The following is a 20,059-nucleotide window of genomic DNA, read 5'->3' on the forward strand; positions in this document are numbered from 1 at the left end:
ACTTTGTATATCGTTATGAAGTTACATCTTTTCCGGAACTTCTATTCCCAGAAGATCCAAAGCTCTGCGGAGTGTTTCGGAAGTAATGTAAGAGAGTTTTACACGCAATCTCTTGACCTCTTCATTCGGAGCATTCAGAATGGAATGGTCATGATAAAACTGGTTGTACTCCCTTGCAAGATCGTATGTGAAGTTTGCTATCAGTGCCGGACTCAGCTCCTTGCCTGCTGCATCGACTATCTCAGGATACTGCGCAAGTCTTAGTACCAGTGTCTTTTCCTTATCGGAAAGTTCGTATTCGCTATCGGCTTTGGTATAAACTCCCTTAAAGTCTATCCCCTGTGCTTCTGCATTGCGTACGATGCTTCTGATACGTGCATAGGTATATTGTAGGAAAGGTCCCGTGTTGCCGTTAAAGTCTATCGACTCGTTGGTATCATACAGCAGAGTCTTTCTGGGGTCCACCTTCAGCAAGAAGTATTTAAGAGCACCAAGCCCCACCTTTCTTGCAACTTCCAAAGCCTCTTCTTCGGTAAGCTCTTTCACCTTGCCAAGCTCTTTGGACGTGTTATAGGCTGTCTGTATCACTTCATCCATAAGATCGTCAGCATCTACCACCGTGCCTTCACGGCTCTTCATCTTTCCTTCCGGAAGCTCTACCATGCCGTAAGAGAAGTGGACGAGATCTTTACCGAACTTAAATCCAAGAGCATCCAGTAGTAGCGAGAGGACTTGGAAGTGGTAGTTCTGTTCGTTCCCTACTACGTATATCATCTTATCTATGGAGAAGTCGTTGAATCTCATCTTCGCTGTTCCGATATCCTGTGTCATATATACAGAAGTCCCGTCAGCCCGCAGCAGGATTTTTTGATCCAGACCTTTGTCTGTGAGATCTGCCCAAACCGATCCGTCTTCGTGTCTGCAGAAGATGCCTTCATCCAATCCTCTCAACACCTCTTCCTTACCTACGAGATAGGTGTCGCTCTCATAGTAAATCTTATCAAAGTCGACCCCCAATCGTTTATAAGTAACATCGAAGCCATCGTAAACCCATTGGTTCATCATTCCCCAAAGTTCCAATGTCTCTTTATCACCGGCTTCCCACTTGCGAAGCATTTCTCTTGCTTGCTGCATCAAGGGAAGATTATCTATGTTTTCGGGAGTACGCTCATTTTCGGGTAAGGTATTGGTCTCTTCTTTGAGCTTGGTGTTGAAGAGGACATAATATTTCCCTATCAAGTGATCTCCTTTCAGTCCGCTCTGTTCAGGCGTTTCTCCATTACCCCAAAGCTTCCATGCAAGCATCGACTTACAGATATGTATTCCTCTGTCATTAACGATGTTGGTCTTCACTACACGGTTTCCGTTTGCCGAAAGGATCTTACAGAGACTATACCCCAAAAGGTTGTTTCTGATGTGTCCGAGGTGAAGAGGTTTATTGGTATTTGGGGAAGAGTATTCGACCATCACCAACGGAGACTTTTCTGTTTCTGTCTTGTGCCCGTAGTTGTCCGAAGAAGAGATGTGGTTGGTCTCTTGGATGAATGCTTCATCCGTGAGAGAAAGGTTCAGAAAGCCTTTTACCACGTTGTAGCTCTTTACTAAGCCGCTCTCTTGAAGAAGCATCTCTGCTATTTCTTGTGCGACATGTTCCGGATTTTTCTTCTGAGAATATTTCAGATATGGGAAGACAACCAAAGTATAGTCCCCTTCAAACTCCTTTTTTGTTCTCGAAATCTGTGCCGTTGGCACGCTATCTCCGTATAGTTTTTGAAGGATCGCTCCAATCGTGTTGGTTAGTTGGTCTTGTATGTGCATTGTCGTGTCTGATTAGTGATAATCTATATCTTTTGTACGTGAATATATGATACCATATTTATTATTACGCAAAGATACGGAATTTTGGATGTTCTGAATAAATAGAGGCATGACTTTTCTAAAAAAAATCTATGCTTGAAATCCCGTTGCGAAGAGGAAAAAGAGAGGGGCTTGGAGAACTTTTATATAAAAATGGAAGGGCTGTTTGCCGTTGGCTGGAGGCATCTGTTTTGACGTTTTTGAGCCGACCTCTTTTTGTGTGAAATGGTAACTGATTTGTAATCAATTCTATGCGAAAAATCTTGAATTTGGAAAAAATTTTTTCTCAGTCCATTTCATGGGGCTTTTTCGCGTTAATTGGTGTGAATTTTAACGCCTCTATCTGCAAATAAATCCTAATGCAATTTTGAGCCAAAAAGTAGCAGAAAAGAGGAAGAAATAGCTAAAACACTAATAACCAAATAAGTAAGTAAAAATTCTAAACACTTTAACTGAATCCGGTAAACGTATTAAATGAAATCGGTAAACGTGTTCATTGAAAAATTAAACACGTTAAGCCGAAAGAATATGCTCGTTTAGCGTTTTGGATGANATCCGGTAAACGTATTAAATGAAATCGGTAAACGTGTTCATTGAAAAATTAAACACGTTAAGCCGAAAGAATATGCTCGTTTAGCGTTTTGGATGAACAGGTATCGGAATTTGTGTTAATAAAATAGGGCGAATTTAACAATTCTGCCGTGCTCTGAAAACGACCCCTCCGATCAAAATAGAGAATGGGTTTTTGAAGAGGTTTTCGGAGGGATGGAATATATAAAAATGCCTTTTGCAGAACATCTTTTTCTGTCTTGCAAAAAGCATTCGGTCGTTTTGGATAAAATGGAAAAAAAGCCTTCCTTTTTCGACAAAAGGCAGAGGGTTATTTCCGATGATTCTCTATCATTTTTTTCAGATAGAGTCCGTAGCTGCTGTTGGGGTATCTGCCAAGCAGGCTTTCTAAGGATGTGACTTCTATCCAACCATTTCTCAAAGCTATCTCTTCCAGGCATGCAATCTTCAGTCCCTGCCTGTTTTCGATTGCTTTGACGAATGTGCAGGCATCGTACATAGAGTCGAAAGTTCCGGTATCTAACCATGCAAAACCTCTTCCAAAGGTAGTTACTTGAAGTCTGTCTTGCTTCAGGTACATTTCATTCAAGGTTGTAATCTCAAGTTCACCCCGATCGGAAGGTTTTACATCCTTAGCCATTTCAGCCACTCCCGGCGGATAGAAGTAGAGCCCGACCACTGCATAGTTGCTTTTTGGCTCTTTCGGCTTCTCCACTATGGACAGAGCTCGCTTGCCGTCTTCTGCCAATTCTACCACTCCGTACCGCTCCGGGTCATTGACATAGTAGGCAAAGATGTGGGCTTTTTCGCTCCGAAAGGTCTGTTCGATGGTTTCAGCCAAAAGCTGCGTAAATCCTTGTCCGTAAAAGATATTGTCTCCGAGAATGAGCGCGACAGAATCCGAGCCGACAAATTTTTCGCCTATGATGAATGCTTGAGCAAGTCCCTCCGGTTTGGGCTGCACTTCATAGGTCAGAGAGATACCCCATTGGGAACCATCCCCAAGCAGTCTTTTGTATGCTTTCTCGTCTTCGGGTGTGGTGATGATGAGTATCTCCCGAATCTTTGCCAGCATAAGCACGGAGAGCGGGTAGTATATCATCGGTTTGTCGTATATGGGGAGAAGCTGCTTGGAAACGGCTGTGGTAACGGGATAAAGACGAGAACCGCTTCCTCCGGCAAGAATGATACCTTTCATTGTACTGATAGTTTTGATGCAGTGAGACGAGTAACTTGTATGCCGAGTCCGTAATCAAAAAACAGCCGTTGCCGTAAAAGAGGCTCCGGAGCCTTGGAAAGAGGCGATGGGAGGAGCTTTTTTGGTAATGGATACAGTGGCTTCCTTTATCTGTTTGCGGCTATCCATATCGCCTATACGAGCAAGTATTCGATAGACGACATGCTCTAAGAGGTCGCTCGGAGAAGCCATCTCTTCCTGTGCGATCCTGTGCAACTCGGCATAGTTTACGGTATCTTCAATGCTGTCGTTCCGCATGGCATCTTCAAAAGATCCCGATACCGACAAGGAGACCAAGTAGTGAGCACCTACGACTCTCTCTTGCTCCAAAACGCCGTGAAAGCTATAAAACTCAAGATCTGTAAGGCTGATGGTCTGCTCCGGATGTATCTGCATGACAAATATGTATGATTGTTTGAGGAACAAATATAAGCTTAATCTTTGATTTCTTGCATCATTGTAAGTATAGTGCTATCTTTGCGACTTAGAAAGTATAGTAGTTTACTCCGAACAGATATGAGTTTATCTTCTCTTTTAGCAATATCGCCGGTGGATGGCAGGTACAGAAGCAAGGTGGAGTGTCTGGCTCCGTTTTTCTCAGAATATGCCCTTATTCGTTACAGAGTATTGGTGGAGATAGAGTATTTTATCGCTTTGGCACAAGAGATAGGTCTTGGAACGCCGGAAGGTAAACTGCCTTGCAGCGAAGATGATCTAAGGAATATCTATCGGGATTTTTCCGAATCGGATGCCGAAAAGGTGAAGTCCATAGAGGCTGTAACCAATCATGATGTAAAGGCGGTAGAGTATTTCATCAAAGAGAAATTCGACACTCTCGGACTCGGGGGCTATAAAGAGTTTGTGCATTTCGGGCTTACCTCTCAAGACATCAACAATACCTCTCAACCCTTGATGCTGAAAGAGGCATTGGAGCAGGTGATCAATCCGGAGATAGAAACTATTATAGACTATCTGAAAACTCTTTCCACAGAGTGGAAAGAAGTACCAATGCTTGCAAGAACCCACGGACAACCGGCTTCTCCTACGATATTGGGCAAGGAGATATATGTGTTTGTCTACAGATTGAAGGAGCAGATGAAGCAGCTTGCTCGTATTCCTCACTCTGCAAAGTTTGGGGGCGCAACAGGAAACATGAATGCTCACAAAGTGGCTTATCCCGATGTGGAGTGGAGAAGGTTTGCGGCAAACTTTACTCGTAATCACTTGGGTTTGGAGTTGGAATCGGTAACCACTCAGATTTCCAACTATGACAACTTGGCAGCTCTATTCGATGCTTACAAGCGTCTTTGCGTTATTCTGATAGACTTGTGTCGGGATATTTGGCAATATATCTCCGATGGATATTTCAAGCAAAAGGTCGTAAAGGGGGAAGTAGGCTCGTCTGCAATGCCGCACAAAGTGAATCCGATAGACTTTGAAAACGCAGAGGGAAATTGTGGTATAGCCATCGCAATATTTGAACACCTTTCTCACAAGCTGCCTATATCCCGTCTTCAGAGAGACTTAACGGATTCGACTGTCATGCGAAACATGGGTGTGCCGGTGGCTCATCTTCTTATTGCTTTGCAAAGTTTGAAGAAAGGGTTGGGTAAACTTATGCTTGCACCGGAAAGATTAGCGCAAGATCTGGATCTTGCTTGGGCTGTTGTGGCAGAAGGTATTCAGACAGTCCTTAGAAGAGAAGGGTATCCGGCACCTTATGAAGCGCTTAAAGAACTGACTCGTGGCAGAGACAGCATTACCAAAGAAAGTATATCTGCTTTTGTGGATACCCTGAACGTATCGGAAGCAGTCAAGGCAGAACTAAAGAATATAACTCCTGAGTCTTATACCGGATTGAGGTTGGACTATACGGAGTAAGTATAAACCATAATAAATAATACCGGAAAATTTCGATTGAAATTATTACACTAATATCCAACAAACCTTACCTTTTATCGTTTTAACTGATAAAAAACCGAGAGGTTGTAGAATAATAATGTAGAGTTTACATCATTAAATCAAAAAAAGATGGAGAATAAGTTTTTTGAGAATGAAGAGAGAGTAGAAGAAAAGAACTCTTCGACTCCGAGAGGTTTTGAGGAGTACACTCAATCACCACAGAAGCAAAGATTTCCAAGAAGAATGGATAATGGAAACGAACCACAGGCTGAAGGTCGCTCCGAAGAGTATGGAGCATCCAATGCACCCGCAGGTTCTGCAGGACGGAGACGTGTTCGCATATCCGAAATGGACAGAGAGCGTTCTTCTTCGGACTATCAACAAAACTACAGAAGATCTATGGACTCTGATTCTTATCGCCCTAACGAGTATGGTAATATGAACAGACATCCAAGATCTCAGTATCAAGACAACAGAAGATCCGAGCGATCTTATAACAGCTATCAGGCAGGAAATGACAGGTATAATCAGGATAACAACAATTATCGTGATTATTCTCCGGGTAATTACCAGAGAGAAAGATTCGGTTATGAAAATAACGGCTACTCTCCTGCCCAGTCTGCCGAATACGACGAGAAGTACGAACAAAGAAGATATTCCAGACAAAACCAGTACGGAGACAACAATTATCATCCTCACGGGGAGAGAAACTTTACTCCTTACAGGCAGCCAAGAGAGCCACGTTATGGCAATAACAATGCTCAGTCTCGTGGTCGCTACAACAATAACAACAATCCGTACAGGCAAAGACCTCAAAGAAACGAGTATAATGAAGGGTATGGTTCTCCTAACAACAACTATTACGGCAACAACAGACCCAACAATAATTTCTCTAAGAACAATAAGGGCAAAAAGCAAAGGTCTAATCAGTCTCAACAGAGAGTGTTCCATCCAAGACCTAAACCGATAGTTTACACTCAGGATCATATTGATGTTACAGAACCTATACGTCTGAACAAATATATGGCTAACTCCGGAGTCTGCTCAAGAAGGGAGGCAGATGAACTCATCCAAGCAGGTAAAGTGATGGTGAATGGTGTTGTGGTGTCCGAACTTGGGGCAAAGGTTTATGTTACAGACGAAGTGAAGTTGAATGACCAACTGCTCTCTTTGGAGAACAAAGTATATGTCCTTCTCAATAAACCCAAGAACTGCGTAACCACTTCCGATGATCCGCAAGAGAGATTGACGGTTTTGGACTTGGTTAAAACCGCTTGCAAGGAGCGCATCTATCCTGTCGGACGTCTCGATAGAAACACTACGGGAGTCCTTCTTCTAACTAATGACGGAGATCTTGCAACCAAGTTGATGCACCCGTCGTACGATAAAAAGAAGATCTATCATGTGTGGCTCGACAAGCCTGTGGCAGTAGAAGATATGCAAAAGATAGCCGATGGTATAGAGCTTGAAGACGGAGAGATACATGCCGATGCAATTTCTTACGTTTCTCAAGACGATATGTCTCAAGTGGGTATAGAGATCCACTCCGGAAGAAACAGGATTGTAAGACGTATATTCGAGCATCTCGGATACAAGGTGTACAAGCTTGACAGAGTTTATTTTGCCGGATTGACCAAGAAAAATCTTGGAAAAGGAAAGTGGAGATACCTAAGTCAAGAAGAGGTAAATATGCTTCGCATGGGAGCATTTGAATAAAATAGATTGATGTAAAAAGAAGATAGTAAATATGTCTATCAAAAGAACTAAAATAGCAGATGTATTTAAGGCAACTCCCGTAGGGTCGGAAGTTACCGTTATGGGATGGGTCAGAACCAAGAGAGGCGGTAAGAGTGTAACCTTTATAGCTCTCAACGACGGCTCTACTATCCATAATCTTCAAGTGGTTATAGTACCAAACGAAGAGAATGAAGAGACACTTAAACTTGTTACTACGGGAGCGAGTGTGAGTATTGTCGGAGTTGTTGTCGAATCGCAAGGTAAAGGTCAGAATGTAGAGGTTCAAGCCAACTCTATTACGGTACTGGGTACGGCAGATCCTAATACTTATCCTCTTCAAAAGAAGGGACACAGTATGGAGTTTTTGAGGGAGATTGCTCACTTGAGACCTCGTACCAACACCTTTGGAGCGGTATTCAGAATACGCCACCACATGGCTATGGCTATCCATACGTTCTTTCACAATAAAGGCTTTTACTACTTCCATACACCACTGATCACTGCCAGCGATGCCGAAGGTGCGGGTCAGATGTTTAAGGTAACCACGTTAGACCTTAACAATCTGCCTTTGACCGAGAGCGGAGAGATAGACTATTCGGAAGACTTTTTCGGAAGACACGCCAATCTTACCGTGTCCGGACAGTTGGAAGGAGAATTAGCAGCCATGGCTCTTGGCGGTATCTATACTTTTGGTCCAACGTTCCGTGCCGAAAACTCGAATACTCCAAGACACTTGGCTGAGTTCTGGATGATCGAGCCGGAAGTGGCTTTCTTCGATAACGAGGATAACCAAAACTTGGCGGAAGAGTTCATCAAGTATTGTCTCCAATGGGCTTTGGATCATTGCGAAGATGATTTGAAGTTCCTCAATGACATGATAGATAAGGAGCTTCTCGACCGTATAAAGTTTGTTTTGGACAAACCTTTTGTGCGTTTGAAATACACGGAGGGTATCGAAATCTTGGAAAAAGCGGTGAAAGATGGCGTTAAGTTCGAGTTCCCAATCTTTTGGGGAGCAGATCTTGCCTCCGAACACGAAAGATATTTGGTGGAACAGCACTTCAAAGCACCGGTTATTCTGACAGACTATCCTAAGGAGATCAAGTCTTTCTACATGAAGCAGAATGATGATGGTAAGACTGTCCGCGCAATGGATGTCCTATTCCCGAAGATCGGAGAGATAATCGGAGGATCCGAAAGAGAGGCTGACTTCGATAAACTTACCCAAAGAGCCATAGATATGGGTGTGCCTCACGAAGAGATGTGGTGGTATTGGGACACTCGTCGCTACGGTACGGCTCCACATGCCGGATTCGGATTAGGTTTTGAACGTCTGCTTCTATTCGTTACGGGTATGAGTAATATCCGAGATGTGATACCTTTTCCAAGAACTCCAAACAACGCAGAGTTTTAATATTTCAAGATAAACAGACAGAGAGGTCTGCATAGAAACGGGAAGAGCTGCACATTTTTGTGTGGCTCTTTCTGTTATGTTTGCTTCTTGTCTAATGGTAGATGAGGTGCTATGCAAAGGTTGAGATAAACTCATGATGCTTTCTTGAAGAAGAGGTAAAAGCGTTCGGATGTTTCTCTTATCCCGTTCAATAGTTTCGTTAAACAGGAACAGCTTTGCAGATCAAGGCACGATTGCCGGAGATCAAGATTTGAAGAGTGGCAACCAAGCGCCGATTTCTGAAAACCAAGCCTTGAATGTGAAGATTGAATCTGTTCAGGAAAAGTTCTTAACAGGATAACAGAAAGTTTTGAACGGCTTAAAAAATCCTTTTTCAAAAGTCTCATATTATTGCATACGAGCCTGAATGATAAAATTTGGTGTAATTTTGTCTCTGTACAGTAGTTTAAGCAAAAAAGATATTGATTATGAGGCTTGATGGAAGAAGAGAGAGCAGTAATGTTCAAGACAATAGAAGAATGAAAATATCCGGCAAAGCCGGAGGACTCGGATTGGGTGGGCTTATCATTGTAGGGCTTATCACGTGGCTTTTAGGAGGGAATCCTCTTACGGTGATACAGGAAGGCATAGGTGGCTCATTCAGTTCAGAGCAGAGTTATGAACCTTCTGCAGAAGAAGATGCCCTGGCTGCTTTTTCTTCTCAGATACTCGCAGGAACAGAAGATGTCTGGACAAAGATTTTTGCGGACTATGGTCGCAGATACCAACCTCCCCGCTTGGTGCTTTTTACCGGAGCCACCAATAGCGGCTGCGGATATGCTTCTGCCGCGACAGGACCTTTTTACTGTTCGGCAGACCGGACTATATATCTGGATGTTTCTTTCTTTAAGGAGATGGAGCAGAGGTTTGGAGCCAAAGGGCAGTTTGCTTTTGCGTATGTCATAGCCCATGAAGTGGGGCATCACGTTCAGTATCTTTTGGGTACTTTGGATAAGGCTCATGCAGCCATGTCAAAGGCTTCCGAGAAAGAGTCCAATGCCATCAGTGTGAGGCTCGAACTGCAAGCGGACTATTATGCAGGGCTTTGGGCGCATCATGACAACAAAATGTTTCAGTCCATGGAGATAGGCGACCTGGAAGATGGACTTGTTGCGGCTCAAGCCATAGGGGATGACAGACTTCAGATGCAGGCACAGGGATATACGGTGCCGGAGTCTTTCAATCATGGTACATCCGAACAGCGGATGGCCTGGTTGAGAAAAGGCTATACCACAGGTACGTTGGAAGGAGGAGATACATTTAATCTGCCTGACCCCAAAAGATGAAAAGATGATGCGCCCGGACTATCCGGGCGCACTCTTTTTAGCTTGGTTATCTTGCAATATCTTGGTATCTTTGGAATGATATGCCTTGAAACAATATAAAACCAACTAAAAATATAAACATTATGGCTACTATTAAGCAGTACATTGCAGAGCATGAAAATAGATTTATAGAAGAGTTATTCGATCTTATTCGTATCCCTTCTATCAGCGCCAAGACTACTCACAAAGAGGATATGATCCGTTGTGCGGAAGCATATAAAGCGTTGCTGCTGAGCTCCGGATTTGAAAAAGCAGAGGTAATGCCGACCAAAGGCAATCCGGTTGTCTATGCCGAACGTATCATAGACCAAGCTCTTCCTACGGTATTGGTGTACGGACACTATGACGTGATGCCGGCAGAGCCTATCGAATTATGGAAGAGTGGAGCGTTTGAACCCGAAATTCGCGACGGACATATCTGGGCACGTGGTGCAGATGACGATAAGGGTCAGAGCATGGTACAGATCAAGGGGTTTGAGACAGCATTGAAGTTGGGCTATGTCAACTGCAATGTGAAGGTGATCATGGAGGGTGAAGAAGAAGTGGGTTCTCCTTCTTTGGAAGAGTTCTGCATAGAACACAAAGAGAAGCTCCGTGCCGACATCATTCTGGTAAGCGATACCAGTATGATAAGCAAGGATGTACCATCCATCTGTACAGGGCTTAGAGGCTTGGCATACTGGGAAATAGAGGTTACGGGACCAAGCCACGACCTTCACTCCGGACACTTTGGAGGAGCAGTTGCAAATCCTATAAACGAGCTTTGTAAGCTTATCGCCGGACTGACCGATGAGGATGGCAAGATCACCATTCCTCACTTCTATGATGATGTGGAAGAGATGTCACCGGAAGAACGAGAGATGATAAAGCAGATTCCATTCTCGGAAGAAGATTACAAGAAATTCTTAAAGATAGATGCGGTACATGGGGAAAAGGGATACCATACCCTTGAACGGAACAGCTCTCGTCCGAGCTTAGACTGTTGCGGTATATGGGGTGGCTACACCGGAGAAGGCGCTAAAACAGTATTGCCATCCAAGGCTTATGCAAAGGTTTCTACACGTTTGGTGGCTAATCAGGACTTTGAAAAGATCTCCATAGACTTCGTTAAACACATTAAGAGCATTGCTCCGGACTACATCAAGGTAAAGGTTACACCTCTTCACGGAGGCAGTCCATACATCTGCCCTACTAATCTTGAGGTTTACAAGGTAGCGGAAGAGGCTTTTGAAGTAGCATTCGGCAAACGCCCATTGGCACGTAGAAGCGGTGGAAGTATTCCTATTATTGCCACTTTCGAGCGAGTATTGGGTCTTAAGAGCGTACTTATGGGGGTCGGACTTGAAAGTAATGCCATTCACTCTCCAAACGAAAATATCAGCATAGATATCTGGAAGAAAGGTATAGAAGCCGTGGCTGAGTTTTACAAGCGTTTTGGACATAAATAAGAGGATACATGCCTATACTGATACAAGATGTCCTGCACATAGACAGGCAGGTAGATATTTTAATAGAAGGAAACAGAATAACAAAGGTAGAGAATGCCGGGTCTATAAATCCGGCATCTCTTTCAGGTGAGGTGGATATCATTTCCGGTAAAAACAGGGGAGTGATACCGGGACTGGTCAACTGTCATACTCACGCGGCGATGACCTATTTTAGAGGTTATGGAGACGATAGAGACTTGATGGATTGGCTCGAAAACATGATTTGGCCGGTAGAGGCACATCTTACGCCGGACGACATCTATTGGGGCTCTCGTCTGGCTTGTATGGAGATGATACAGACCGGAACGACGGCTTTTTTGGACATGTACACATTCCCGGAAGCTACTGCACAAGCGGTGGAAGATAGTGGAATAAGAGCCGTATTGTCTTACACCATGTTTGACAGATGGGATGATGCACGAGCAAAATTGGATCAGAAAAACTGCCATAAGTACTTTGAGCTGTTTTCTCACTACTCCGACAGAGTCCGGTTTGCAGTAGGACCTCATGCCATATATACCGTTTCCGCTCCTCAGTTACAGTTTGCACATGAGTTTGCAAAGGAGCATGACTGTCTCGTGAATCTGCACTTGGCTGAGACCTATCAAGAGTGGAAAGACTGCACTAAGAACTTTGGAACAACGCCGGTAAGGTATCTCAAAGATCTCGGCGTCCTTTCTCCTCGTTTGGTTTTGGCTCACTCCCTTTGGATGGATAGTGAAGAGCTGCAAATCCTTGCCGATTATGGTTGCAGCACCGTACACAATCCGGCTTCCAATATGAAGTTGGCATCCGGGTACAAGTTCAGGAGCGAAGAGATGTGTGAGAAAGGAATACGTGTGGGAATAGGTACGGACGGATGCTCTTCTTCCAACAATCTGGATATGGTGCAAGCGATGAAACTCGCTTCACTTCTTGGAAAAGCTTGGCGCGGAGATCCCAAAGCAACACCGGCTAAAGAGATGTTCGTGGCTGCGACAAAGGCAGGAAGCGAGATTCTTAGAATAGACGGGGGAGAGATAGAGCCGGGAAAACTGGCAGATTTGTCTCTTGTCCGACTTGATATTCCGGAAATGACGCCGTGCCATGACTTTATCTCAAATTTGGTCTATTCTGCCTCCGGTAGTGCCGTGGATACCACTATCGTAGATGGAAAAGTACTGATGAGAGAACGGCAGATACCGGAATACGATGTCCTCTTAAAGAAAGGAGTGGAAGTTTCTAACGACTTGCTTCGCAGAGCCGGAAGAGGATAAATATTAACAGACACTTATATTGCTACATTATGACACAGTTTGAATATAAACATTATGAAGAGGCGGCAGCTTATCTGCGTCGCTTCATCCCGGAAGATACAAAGGTTGCCATCACGCTTGGTAGCGGATTGGGAGCATTGGCAGATATGATAGAGGATGCCAAGGCAATACCTTATGATACAATTCCAAACTTTGTAAAGTCCACAGCCATAGGGCACAAAGGTCAGCTTATCGTAGGAAAGTTGGGGGGTGTTCCGGTTGTCGCCATGCAGGGACGCTTTCACTACTATGAGGGGTACAGCATGCAGCAGGTAACATTCCACGTAAGAGTGTTCAAGCTTTTGGGTATAGAGTATCTTTTTGTCTCCAATGCCGCAGGAGGTACCAACGAATCTTTTAAGGTCGGAGACTTGATGATCATAACGGATCATATAAATCTTCTGCCCAATCCTCTCATTGGACCGAATATGTCAGAGTTTGGACCTCGTTTTTCCGATATGACCAGAGCTTATGATCGTGCACTTATCGCAAAAGCCAAAGAGGTGGCAGCCCAACAGAATACCGCTCTGAAAGAGGGTGTATATGTGGGTTGGACAGGTCCTTCTTATGAAACACCGGCGGAGTATAAGTTCCTGAATATAATCGGAGGGGATGCAATAGGTATGAGTACAGTGCCTGAGGTGATAATGGCTCGCCATTGCGATATTCGTGTATTTGGTATGTCCGTGATAACAAATGAGGGATACCATTTCGATGATGACTTTGTAAATGATGGCGATGACGTGATACGGGCAGCAAATGCCGCTTCCAAGAAGATGACGGCACTCTTTACAGAGGTTATCCGATCTCTGTATTGATGCTTGACTCAAAGGCATTATCCTGTACGAAATCCCTTGATGCAAAAATCTTTATGAAAGATTAGTTTGAGGGAAGATCTCTGACAGAGATAATGTTTGACAATAAAACAGAAAGACCGACTTGCTTTAGAAGGCAGTGTCGGCCTTTTTCGATAAAAACAGAGAGGCGGAATGCCTTTTCAGGAGACCTTTTGGAAGAACAGCTTATCGGTGTAAGGAACAAAAATGAAGATTGATTTTGTCGGTTTTGATCGTATAAAAGAGGTCATTTGTCGGGATTATTAAGCCGTTTAGTCGGAGTTGTATTGTATTAGGAGCCTGATTATCCTATTTTTGTATCAGATGGACGAGAGCATTGCCCGGATGAGAGAGCAAACTCTTTGGTCTGAATAGTAACTGATAAACTAATGTATTGTGATATGAATATTTCAAATCAAAAATCGGGATTTACTCTGTTCTTTTCTCTCTTGCTTATGATAACAGGCGGAGGTCTGTTGTTTGCCGGTGTTATATCCGGAGGGGACAACTTCGATGCTCTTATAGAAATATTGGGAGCGGTGATGCTATATATATTAGGAGCGGGATTCATGGGACGGTTTTTAGCTAAAAGAGATACCGGAGGCAGGAATACAACAGCTTCGATTGCGTTATTGATCATAGCAGGAGCACTTCTCTTTTTATTGTCTAACATGGGATTATTGGACAAATCATTCCTTAGAATCATATTCTCATGGCAGATGTTGCTCATTACTGTCGGACTCTTTTATCTGTCTCACTCTTTTGATATCGGAGGATTGGTGGTTACCGGATTTGGTTTGGGCTTTCTTCTGCTGAAGCTTAGTAAGATATTTCCGGAAATATCCTTTTATCTTGAGTCATTGTCAACGTATTGGCCTATTGGAGCAATGGTTTTGGGAGCTCTTCTTTTTCTGTATGCCTTACCGGCTATTCAGAATAACAGGAGGGAAAAACTACGAAAATCTTTTACAAGACACTATACCAAAGAAACTAATGGCAATGGGATAACAGATGATGGAAGAATAGATTGCCGATATCTTTTCTCCGGTGGCGAGTACGTTGTACTGGATCCGGTATTCAGAGGAGGGAGTATAGATGTTTTGTTTGGCGGAGTCGATTTGGATTTAAGACAGACCACGCTTCCTGTTGGAGAGACTGAATTGGTAGTTACAGCAGCTTTTGGTGGTGTTGAAATACTGATGCCTCCCGATTGGAACGTAGAAGTGAAATCAGTTTCTACATTCGGAGGTGTTTCCAATAAGCGCATGAGAATTTTCAATCAGAATTCAGACCGCAAACTGATTATCAATGTCAAGTCTGCAATATTCTCCGGAGTGGAGATCAAATAACGGATGGAGCAGCTGCACAACATAGAGAAACACCGCATCTTTGCTTGTTTGGTAATAGCATCAGTATATACCTTTGCAGTAGGAGGGCTTAGTCTTTATCTTTCTGTTTGGGATATACTTTTCTATGCTGCGGTATTATTCTCAGGGAGTTATGCCTTTTCTTATCTGCTCCGGTTTAGTAAAGTAAGAGTTTGGATGGCTGTTACGTTGTTGTGTACAAGCATTGTGGTTGTTGGTGCAGAGTATCTTTTTCTAAATCTTTTTGAGTCTCTTTCATGGGAGCAGTGGCTGAAAACGGCTCCGGTAAGAGTATTGATCACTTGTCTGTTCGGGATAATATTCATGATGAGATACCTCAACAAAGTGAAAGAGACACAGGAAGAGGAAGAGAAGATACCCGTTGAAGAACAGGCTTTGACCGCTTCTTCTCCGGTAGCAGATAAGCTGACTGTAAGGAGCGGATCTAAAATACGCATACTTTCTTTAGATGAAATTCTTTATATTGCAGCGGATGGAGACTATATTGCTATCCATACACCGGACGGACATTGGCTGAAAGAGCAAACGATGAAAGCAACAGAAGATATGCTTCCTCAGGATCTTTTTGTCCGTGTACACCGTTCCTACATTGTAAATGTCAAGCACATTGCAAGAATAGAGCGTTATGGAGAGCAGAGACAGCTGGTTTTACACAGTGGAGACATTATACGTATCAGTCTTTCCAGATACCGTTTACTCAAACAAAAACTGGGATTATAAAAGAGAAAGAAGAGATATGTGAGGGCAGAAAAGGCTCTGAATAGTACGAAAAAATCACTACATTTGCTAAGCTAAATAATCTCTCCTTACTCTGAAGATGAAGACAAATAAAGGCAAAACTAAAAATATAAAACTCCCTGAATGGGTCAAGAATACCGGCATACACGTTACGAGGGATACGTACGTACTTTTGATCGGTGCTCTTTTGACTTTCTTGGGAGTCTTTCTTCTTATAGCATTTTTTTCTTATTTCTTTACCGGAAAGGCGGATCAGAGTGTTGTTCTTAATGTCCCACAGGCAGAAGTCTCCACAGAAGATGCTATTACCAATCCTTCGGGAGTAAAAGGTGCATACTCCATGCATAATATTGTTAATGGATGGCTTGGATTATCTGCCATTTTTCCCATTGTCTTTATCTGCTTAGCCGGGTTGCGCATTTTACGTAATCGCAAAGGGGGATACATAAGACTATTCTTCTTGTGCGGTTCATTGATGTTTTGGAGTATGCTTTTACTGGGTCTTGCAGGAGGAGTATTATTCCCGAATCAGTTCTTTTTTCTTGGAGGTCTTTTTGGTAAAAAGCTTGCAGATTACAGCATATTGCAGATAGGATATCCGGGAACCATTCTTGTCTTGATCTTTTTCCTTTTTGCGATACTGCTTATATTCTTTCAGAGCTTCACTCCAAAGGTCAAAGGCTGGTTGGAAGTAACTAAAAAGCAGCCAGCGGATGCTATCCCTGTTGTGCCTGAAGAGAAGAAAAAAGGAAATGGTTTCTTTGCACGTTTCAAAAAGAGAAGAAAAAAAGAAGACGATTATGATGCTTTAGGAGATGAGATTGAAGGCATTGATGAAGATGTTTTTACCTCCGATTCCTCTTCTCAACCGGCATCATCCTATTCGCCAACCCATTCTGGTTCTGATGAGGAACTTATTGATCATCATATCGAAACCTATGCTTCCGGAAAAGAAGATGGGATAGATCTTGAAGTTGTACGTCCCAAGAGTGATACTTTAGAAGATAATGCTTTAGCGCAAGCACTATTGCAGGAGTTGGGAGAGTACGATCCTCATATCGAATTGAGTCATTTCAAGATGCCTTCCATAGAGCTTTTGGACGACAGAAAAGAGGATACGCAGACGGTAGATTTAGATGAAATAGAAGATAATAAAAGGCGTATCACTGCGACATTAGAGAGTTTTCAGGTCAGCATTGTCTCTATCAGGGCAACCGTTGGTCCTACTGTAACTCTTTACGAAGTGGTACCGGCAGATGGTGTGCGCATTTCCAGAATAAAAAATTTGGAGGATGATATTGCACTTAGTTTGTCTGCACTTGGAATACGTATCATTGCTCCTATTCCGGGCAAAGGTACTATCGGTATAGAGGTAGCCAATAGAAATCCAAAGACTGTCGGCTTCCGTTCTGTGCTAAGCTCTCAAAAGTTTTTGGAGAAAAAGTACGAGCTTCCGGTTGCATTGGGTCGGACTATTACGAATGAAGTGTTCAGCTTCGACCTTGCAAAGATTCCTCATCTTCTTGTAGCCGGAGCAACGGGGCAGGGAAAGTCCGTAGGTCTTAATGTAATCATCCTTTCACTGCTATACAGCAAGCATCCGAGCGAACTTAAATTCGTCATGGTGGATCCTAAAATGGTTGAATTTAGTGTCTTTTCCATGATTCAAAACCACTATATGGCTAAGTTGGAAGATGAAGAACAGGTTATCATCACCGATACAGCCAAGGTTGTAAGTACACTTAACTCTCTTTGTAAGGAGATGGATGACAGGTATGAACTTCTCACCAAAGCAGGTGTAAAAAACATTGTGGAGTATAACCACAAGTTCAAACGCAGGCTTTTGAGTCCGAGCAACGGATATAAGTTTATGCCATACATAGTGCTGGTGATAGATGAGTATGGAGATCTCATCATGACAGCGGGTAAAGAGATAGAGCTTCCTCTTGCTCGAATCGCTCAAAAAGCCCGTGCAGTGGGAATACACTCTATTATTGCCACACAACGTCCAACGGCAAGTATCATCACCGGAACCATTAAAGCCAACTTCCCCGGACGTATCTCATTCAAAGTCTACTCATCCATCGACTCTCGTACCATTCTTGATGCTTCAGGAGCTAACAGGCTTGTTGGTCGAGGCGATCTGCTTTATTCGCAAGGCAATGAAGCGATACGCGTACAGTGTGCTTACATAGATACCGAAGAGATAAACAGAGTTGTGGATTATATATCCAAGCAGCAGGGGTATCCTCATCCCCTTTATCTCCCGGAAGTAGGAGGCAACGGCTCATCCGGAGGTCGTGGAGAGTATGGTAGCGATATGGATTCCGGCAGCAGAGATGCTCTTTTTGAAGAGGCGGCTAATATTATGCTTTTAGAGCAGAGTGGCAGTACATCTCTGCTTCAAAGACGTCTTGCCATCGGTTTTGCCCGTGCCGGCAGACTTATGGATCAGCTTGAGCAGGCAGGCGTGGTAGGACCATCCGAAGGAAGTAAGCCGAGACAGGTATTGATTGAGTCCGCAGAAGATCTTCGGAAAATCCTTGAAAGATCTTAACAGATAACCAACTTTAAGAAGAAACATCATGAAACATCAAATAGTAAAAACAGTATTCAGTGTCTTGTTGGCTGTTGTCGCCATCGGTTCGGTGGCACAAGTGAAAGCAACGGATCCGATAAAGGCATTGTCGGACAAGGTCAATCCGTCGGATGGTATGTTGATAGAGTTTACACTGACCTATCCCGACCAGAAGCCTATACATGGTTGTACTCTCACGGCTCAAGGAGAAAAGTTTTACCTCAATACTGCTCCTCTCACCGCCTGGTACAACGGAAAGCTTCTTTGGGTCATGTCGAGTGGAACAAACGAAGTCAATCTGACCTCTCCTTCAGAGTCAGAACTTGAAGAGCTCTCTCTTCTTATCTCTTTAGGCAGACTGCTCAAGCAAGATTTTACAACCTCTGTACAGAAATTGCCTAATAATATGTCTCGCTTTTTGGCAACGCCGAAAGCCGGTTATGGAGGCATGCTTACCTCTTTGTCCATAGATACAGACGCATCTTACACACCTTCGATCATCCGTTTCAAGGAAAAGGGAGATAGAAAAGAGGACAAGGAGACCATCATAGAGATTAAGAAGATAACGAAACCCTATGGTACAACGGGGAAACTTTTTGAGTTCGACAAGAAAAATTTTTCCCGAAATATTGAAGTAATAGATTTAAGATAAACCAATAAATAAACAACAAAAAATGACCGACATGAACACAACTCCCACAGTGCGTTGTCTGATAGTAGGATCCGGTCCTGCGGGATACACTGCTGCCATATATGCATCAAGAGCAAATCTTTCTCCCGTTCTTTTCGAGGGGATACAACCCGGAGGACAGCTTACCACTACTACCGATGTAGAAAATTTCCCCGGTTATCCCAATGGTATCACCGGTACAGAGCTGATGATGGACTTGCGTGCACAGGCAGAGCGTTTCGGGGCAGACATAAAGCCCGGACTCGTTACAGACATAGACTTTTCCTCTAAACCTTATAAGGTAACCGTAGATGGCACCGAAAGCTATCTGGCTCATGCTATCATCATTTCTACGGGAGCCACAGCCAAATACTTGGGCTTGGAAGATGAGAAGAAGTACAACGGAATGGGTGTGAGTGCTTGTGCCACTTGTGACGGCTTCTTCTACCGCAACAAGGTAGTAGCAGTAGTAGGAGGCGGAGATACCGCTTGTGAAGAGGCTATCTATCTTTCCAGTTTGGCATCGAAAGTATATCTCATCGTTCGTAAACCCTATTTGAGAGCTTCCAAGGTTATGCAAGATCGCGTTATGAAGAACGAAAAGATCGAGATTTTATTTGAACATAACACTGTCGGACTCTTTGGCGAAAACGGAGTGGAAGGTGCTCATCTTGTCTATCGTAAGGGTGAAGCCGATGAAAAGATGGTGGATATTGCCATAGACGGCTTCTTCCTGGCTATCGGTCATACTCCTAATACGAACTTGGTTAAAGGTGTGGTAGATCTTGACGAACAAGGTTACATCAAGACCATAGAAGGCTCTCCAAAGACCAATGTTCCGGGTGTCTTTGCTGCAGGAGATGTGGCAGACCCGCACTATCGTCAAGCTATTACAGCGGCAGGAAGCGGATGTAAGGCTGCGATAGAAGTAGAAAGATATTTGTCTGAAAACGAGCTGTAATATCTCTCCGAAGAGTAACAACTCT

15 protein-coding genes are annotated in these 20,059 nt (G+C 43.5%); 12 read left to right on the forward strand and 3 right to left on the reverse strand.

Annotated elements, in window-relative coordinates; all coding sequences use genetic code 11:
• Positions 1-21: 21 nt before the first annotated feature.
• The 3 genes from argS to folB all read right to left on the reverse strand — a co-directional run bounded on the left by argS (position 22) and on the right by folB (position 4,060).
• A complete protein-coding gene (argS, locus tag HQ39_RS00755; RefSeq protein ID WP_036792159.1) occupies positions 22-1,818 on the reverse strand; it encodes an arginine--tRNA ligase in 1,797 nt (598 codons plus the stop codon).
• A 919-nt stretch (positions 1,819-2,737) separates the two neighbouring features.
• Complete coding sequence (gene rfbA, locus HQ39_RS00760; protein WP_036862724.1) at positions 2,738-3,625, reverse strand: glucose-1-phosphate thymidylyltransferase RfbA; 888 nt, start codon at positions 3,623-3,625, stop codon at positions 2,738-2,740.
• 54 nt (positions 3,626-3,679) lie between these two features.
• Positions 3,680-4,060 carry a dihydroneopterin aldolase gene (gene folB, locus HQ39_RS00765; protein ID WP_036848884.1) on the reverse strand — a complete coding sequence of 127 codons (381 nt, stop codon included), beginning with the start codon at positions 4,058-4,060 and terminating at the stop codon, positions 3,680-3,682.
• Between the two features lie 120 nt (positions 4,061-4,180).
• Between folB and purB the strand changes: the two genes are divergently transcribed.
• From purB to trxB, 12 genes are all read left to right on the forward strand, one after another.
• On the forward strand, positions 4,181-5,545 hold the full coding sequence (gene purB / locus HQ39_RS00770) for an adenylosuccinate lyase (protein WP_036862726.1): 1,365 nt from the start codon (positions 4,181-4,183) through the stop codon (positions 5,543-5,545).
• A gap of 150 nt (positions 5,546-5,695) precedes the next feature.
• Positions 5,696-7,282 carry a pseudouridine synthase gene (locus HQ39_RS09360; protein WP_081965340.1) on the forward strand — a complete coding sequence of 529 codons (1,587 nt, stop codon included), beginning with the start codon at positions 5,696-5,698 and terminating at the stop codon, positions 7,280-7,282.
• A 31-nt stretch (positions 7,283-7,313) separates the two neighbouring features.
• Positions 7,314-8,717, forward strand: coding sequence for an asparagine--tRNA ligase (gene asnS, locus HQ39_RS00780; RefSeq protein ID WP_036792171.1), 1,404 nt, complete (start codon positions 7,314-7,316; stop codon positions 8,715-8,717).
• Between the two features lie 467 nt (positions 8,718-9,184).
• Entirely contained in the window at positions 9,185-10,042 is an 858-nt protein-coding gene (locus tag HQ39_RS00785; RefSeq protein WP_036792172.1) for a neutral zinc metallopeptidase, read from the forward strand.
• 122 nt (positions 10,043-10,164) lie between these two features.
• Positions 10,165-11,529, forward strand: a complete 1,365-nt coding sequence (locus HQ39_RS00790; protein ID WP_036792173.1) for a dipeptidase — start codon at positions 10,165-10,167, stop codon at positions 11,527-11,529.
• Between the two features lie 8 nt (positions 11,530-11,537).
• On the forward strand, positions 11,538-12,824 hold the full coding sequence (locus HQ39_RS00795) for an amidohydrolase (protein WP_036862738.1): 1,287 nt from the start codon (positions 11,538-11,540) through the stop codon (positions 12,822-12,824).
• A gap of 29 nt (positions 12,825-12,853) precedes the next feature.
• A complete protein-coding gene (locus HQ39_RS00800) occupies positions 12,854-13,681 on the forward strand; it encodes a purine nucleoside phosphorylase I, inosine and guanosine-specific (RefSeq protein WP_036862741.1) in 828 nt (275 codons plus the stop codon).
• Between the two features lie 419 nt (positions 13,682-14,100).
• Entirely contained in the window at positions 14,101-15,048 is a 948-nt protein-coding gene (locus HQ39_RS00805; protein ID WP_036862743.1) for a LiaF domain-containing protein, read from the forward strand.
• Positions 15,049-15,051: 3 nt separating this feature from the next.
• Positions 15,052-15,807: a LytR/AlgR family response regulator transcription factor gene (locus HQ39_RS09100; RefSeq protein ID WP_052079284.1), complete on the forward strand. Its 756-nt coding sequence runs from the start codon at positions 15,052-15,054 to the stop codon at positions 15,805-15,807.
• 97 nt (positions 15,808-15,904) lie between these two features.
• The gene (locus tag HQ39_RS00815) at positions 15,905-18,382 is read left to right on the forward strand and encodes an FtsK/SpoIIIE family DNA translocase (RefSeq protein ID WP_036862746.1); all 2,478 of its coding nucleotides are present in this window, start codon (positions 15,905-15,907) and stop codon (positions 18,380-18,382) included.
• A 28-nt stretch (positions 18,383-18,410) separates the two neighbouring features.
• On the forward strand, positions 18,411-19,055 hold the full coding sequence (locus HQ39_RS00820) for a LolA-like putative outer membrane lipoprotein chaperone (protein ID WP_036862748.1): 645 nt from the start codon (positions 18,411-18,413) through the stop codon (positions 19,053-19,055).
• Between the two features lie 31 nt (positions 19,056-19,086).
• The gene (gene trxB / locus HQ39_RS00825) at positions 19,087-20,034 is read left to right on the forward strand and encodes a thioredoxin-disulfide reductase (RefSeq protein ID WP_036863017.1); all 948 of its coding nucleotides are present in this window, start codon (positions 19,087-19,089) and stop codon (positions 20,032-20,034) included.
• Positions 20,035-20,059 lie beyond the last annotated feature (25 nt).

It is taken from the genome of Porphyromonas sp. COT-108 OH2963 (genome assembly GCF_000768895.1).
GTDB classification, from domain to species: Bacteria; Bacteroidota; Bacteroidia; order Bacteroidales; family Porphyromonadaceae; genus Porphyromonas_A; species Porphyromonas_A canoris.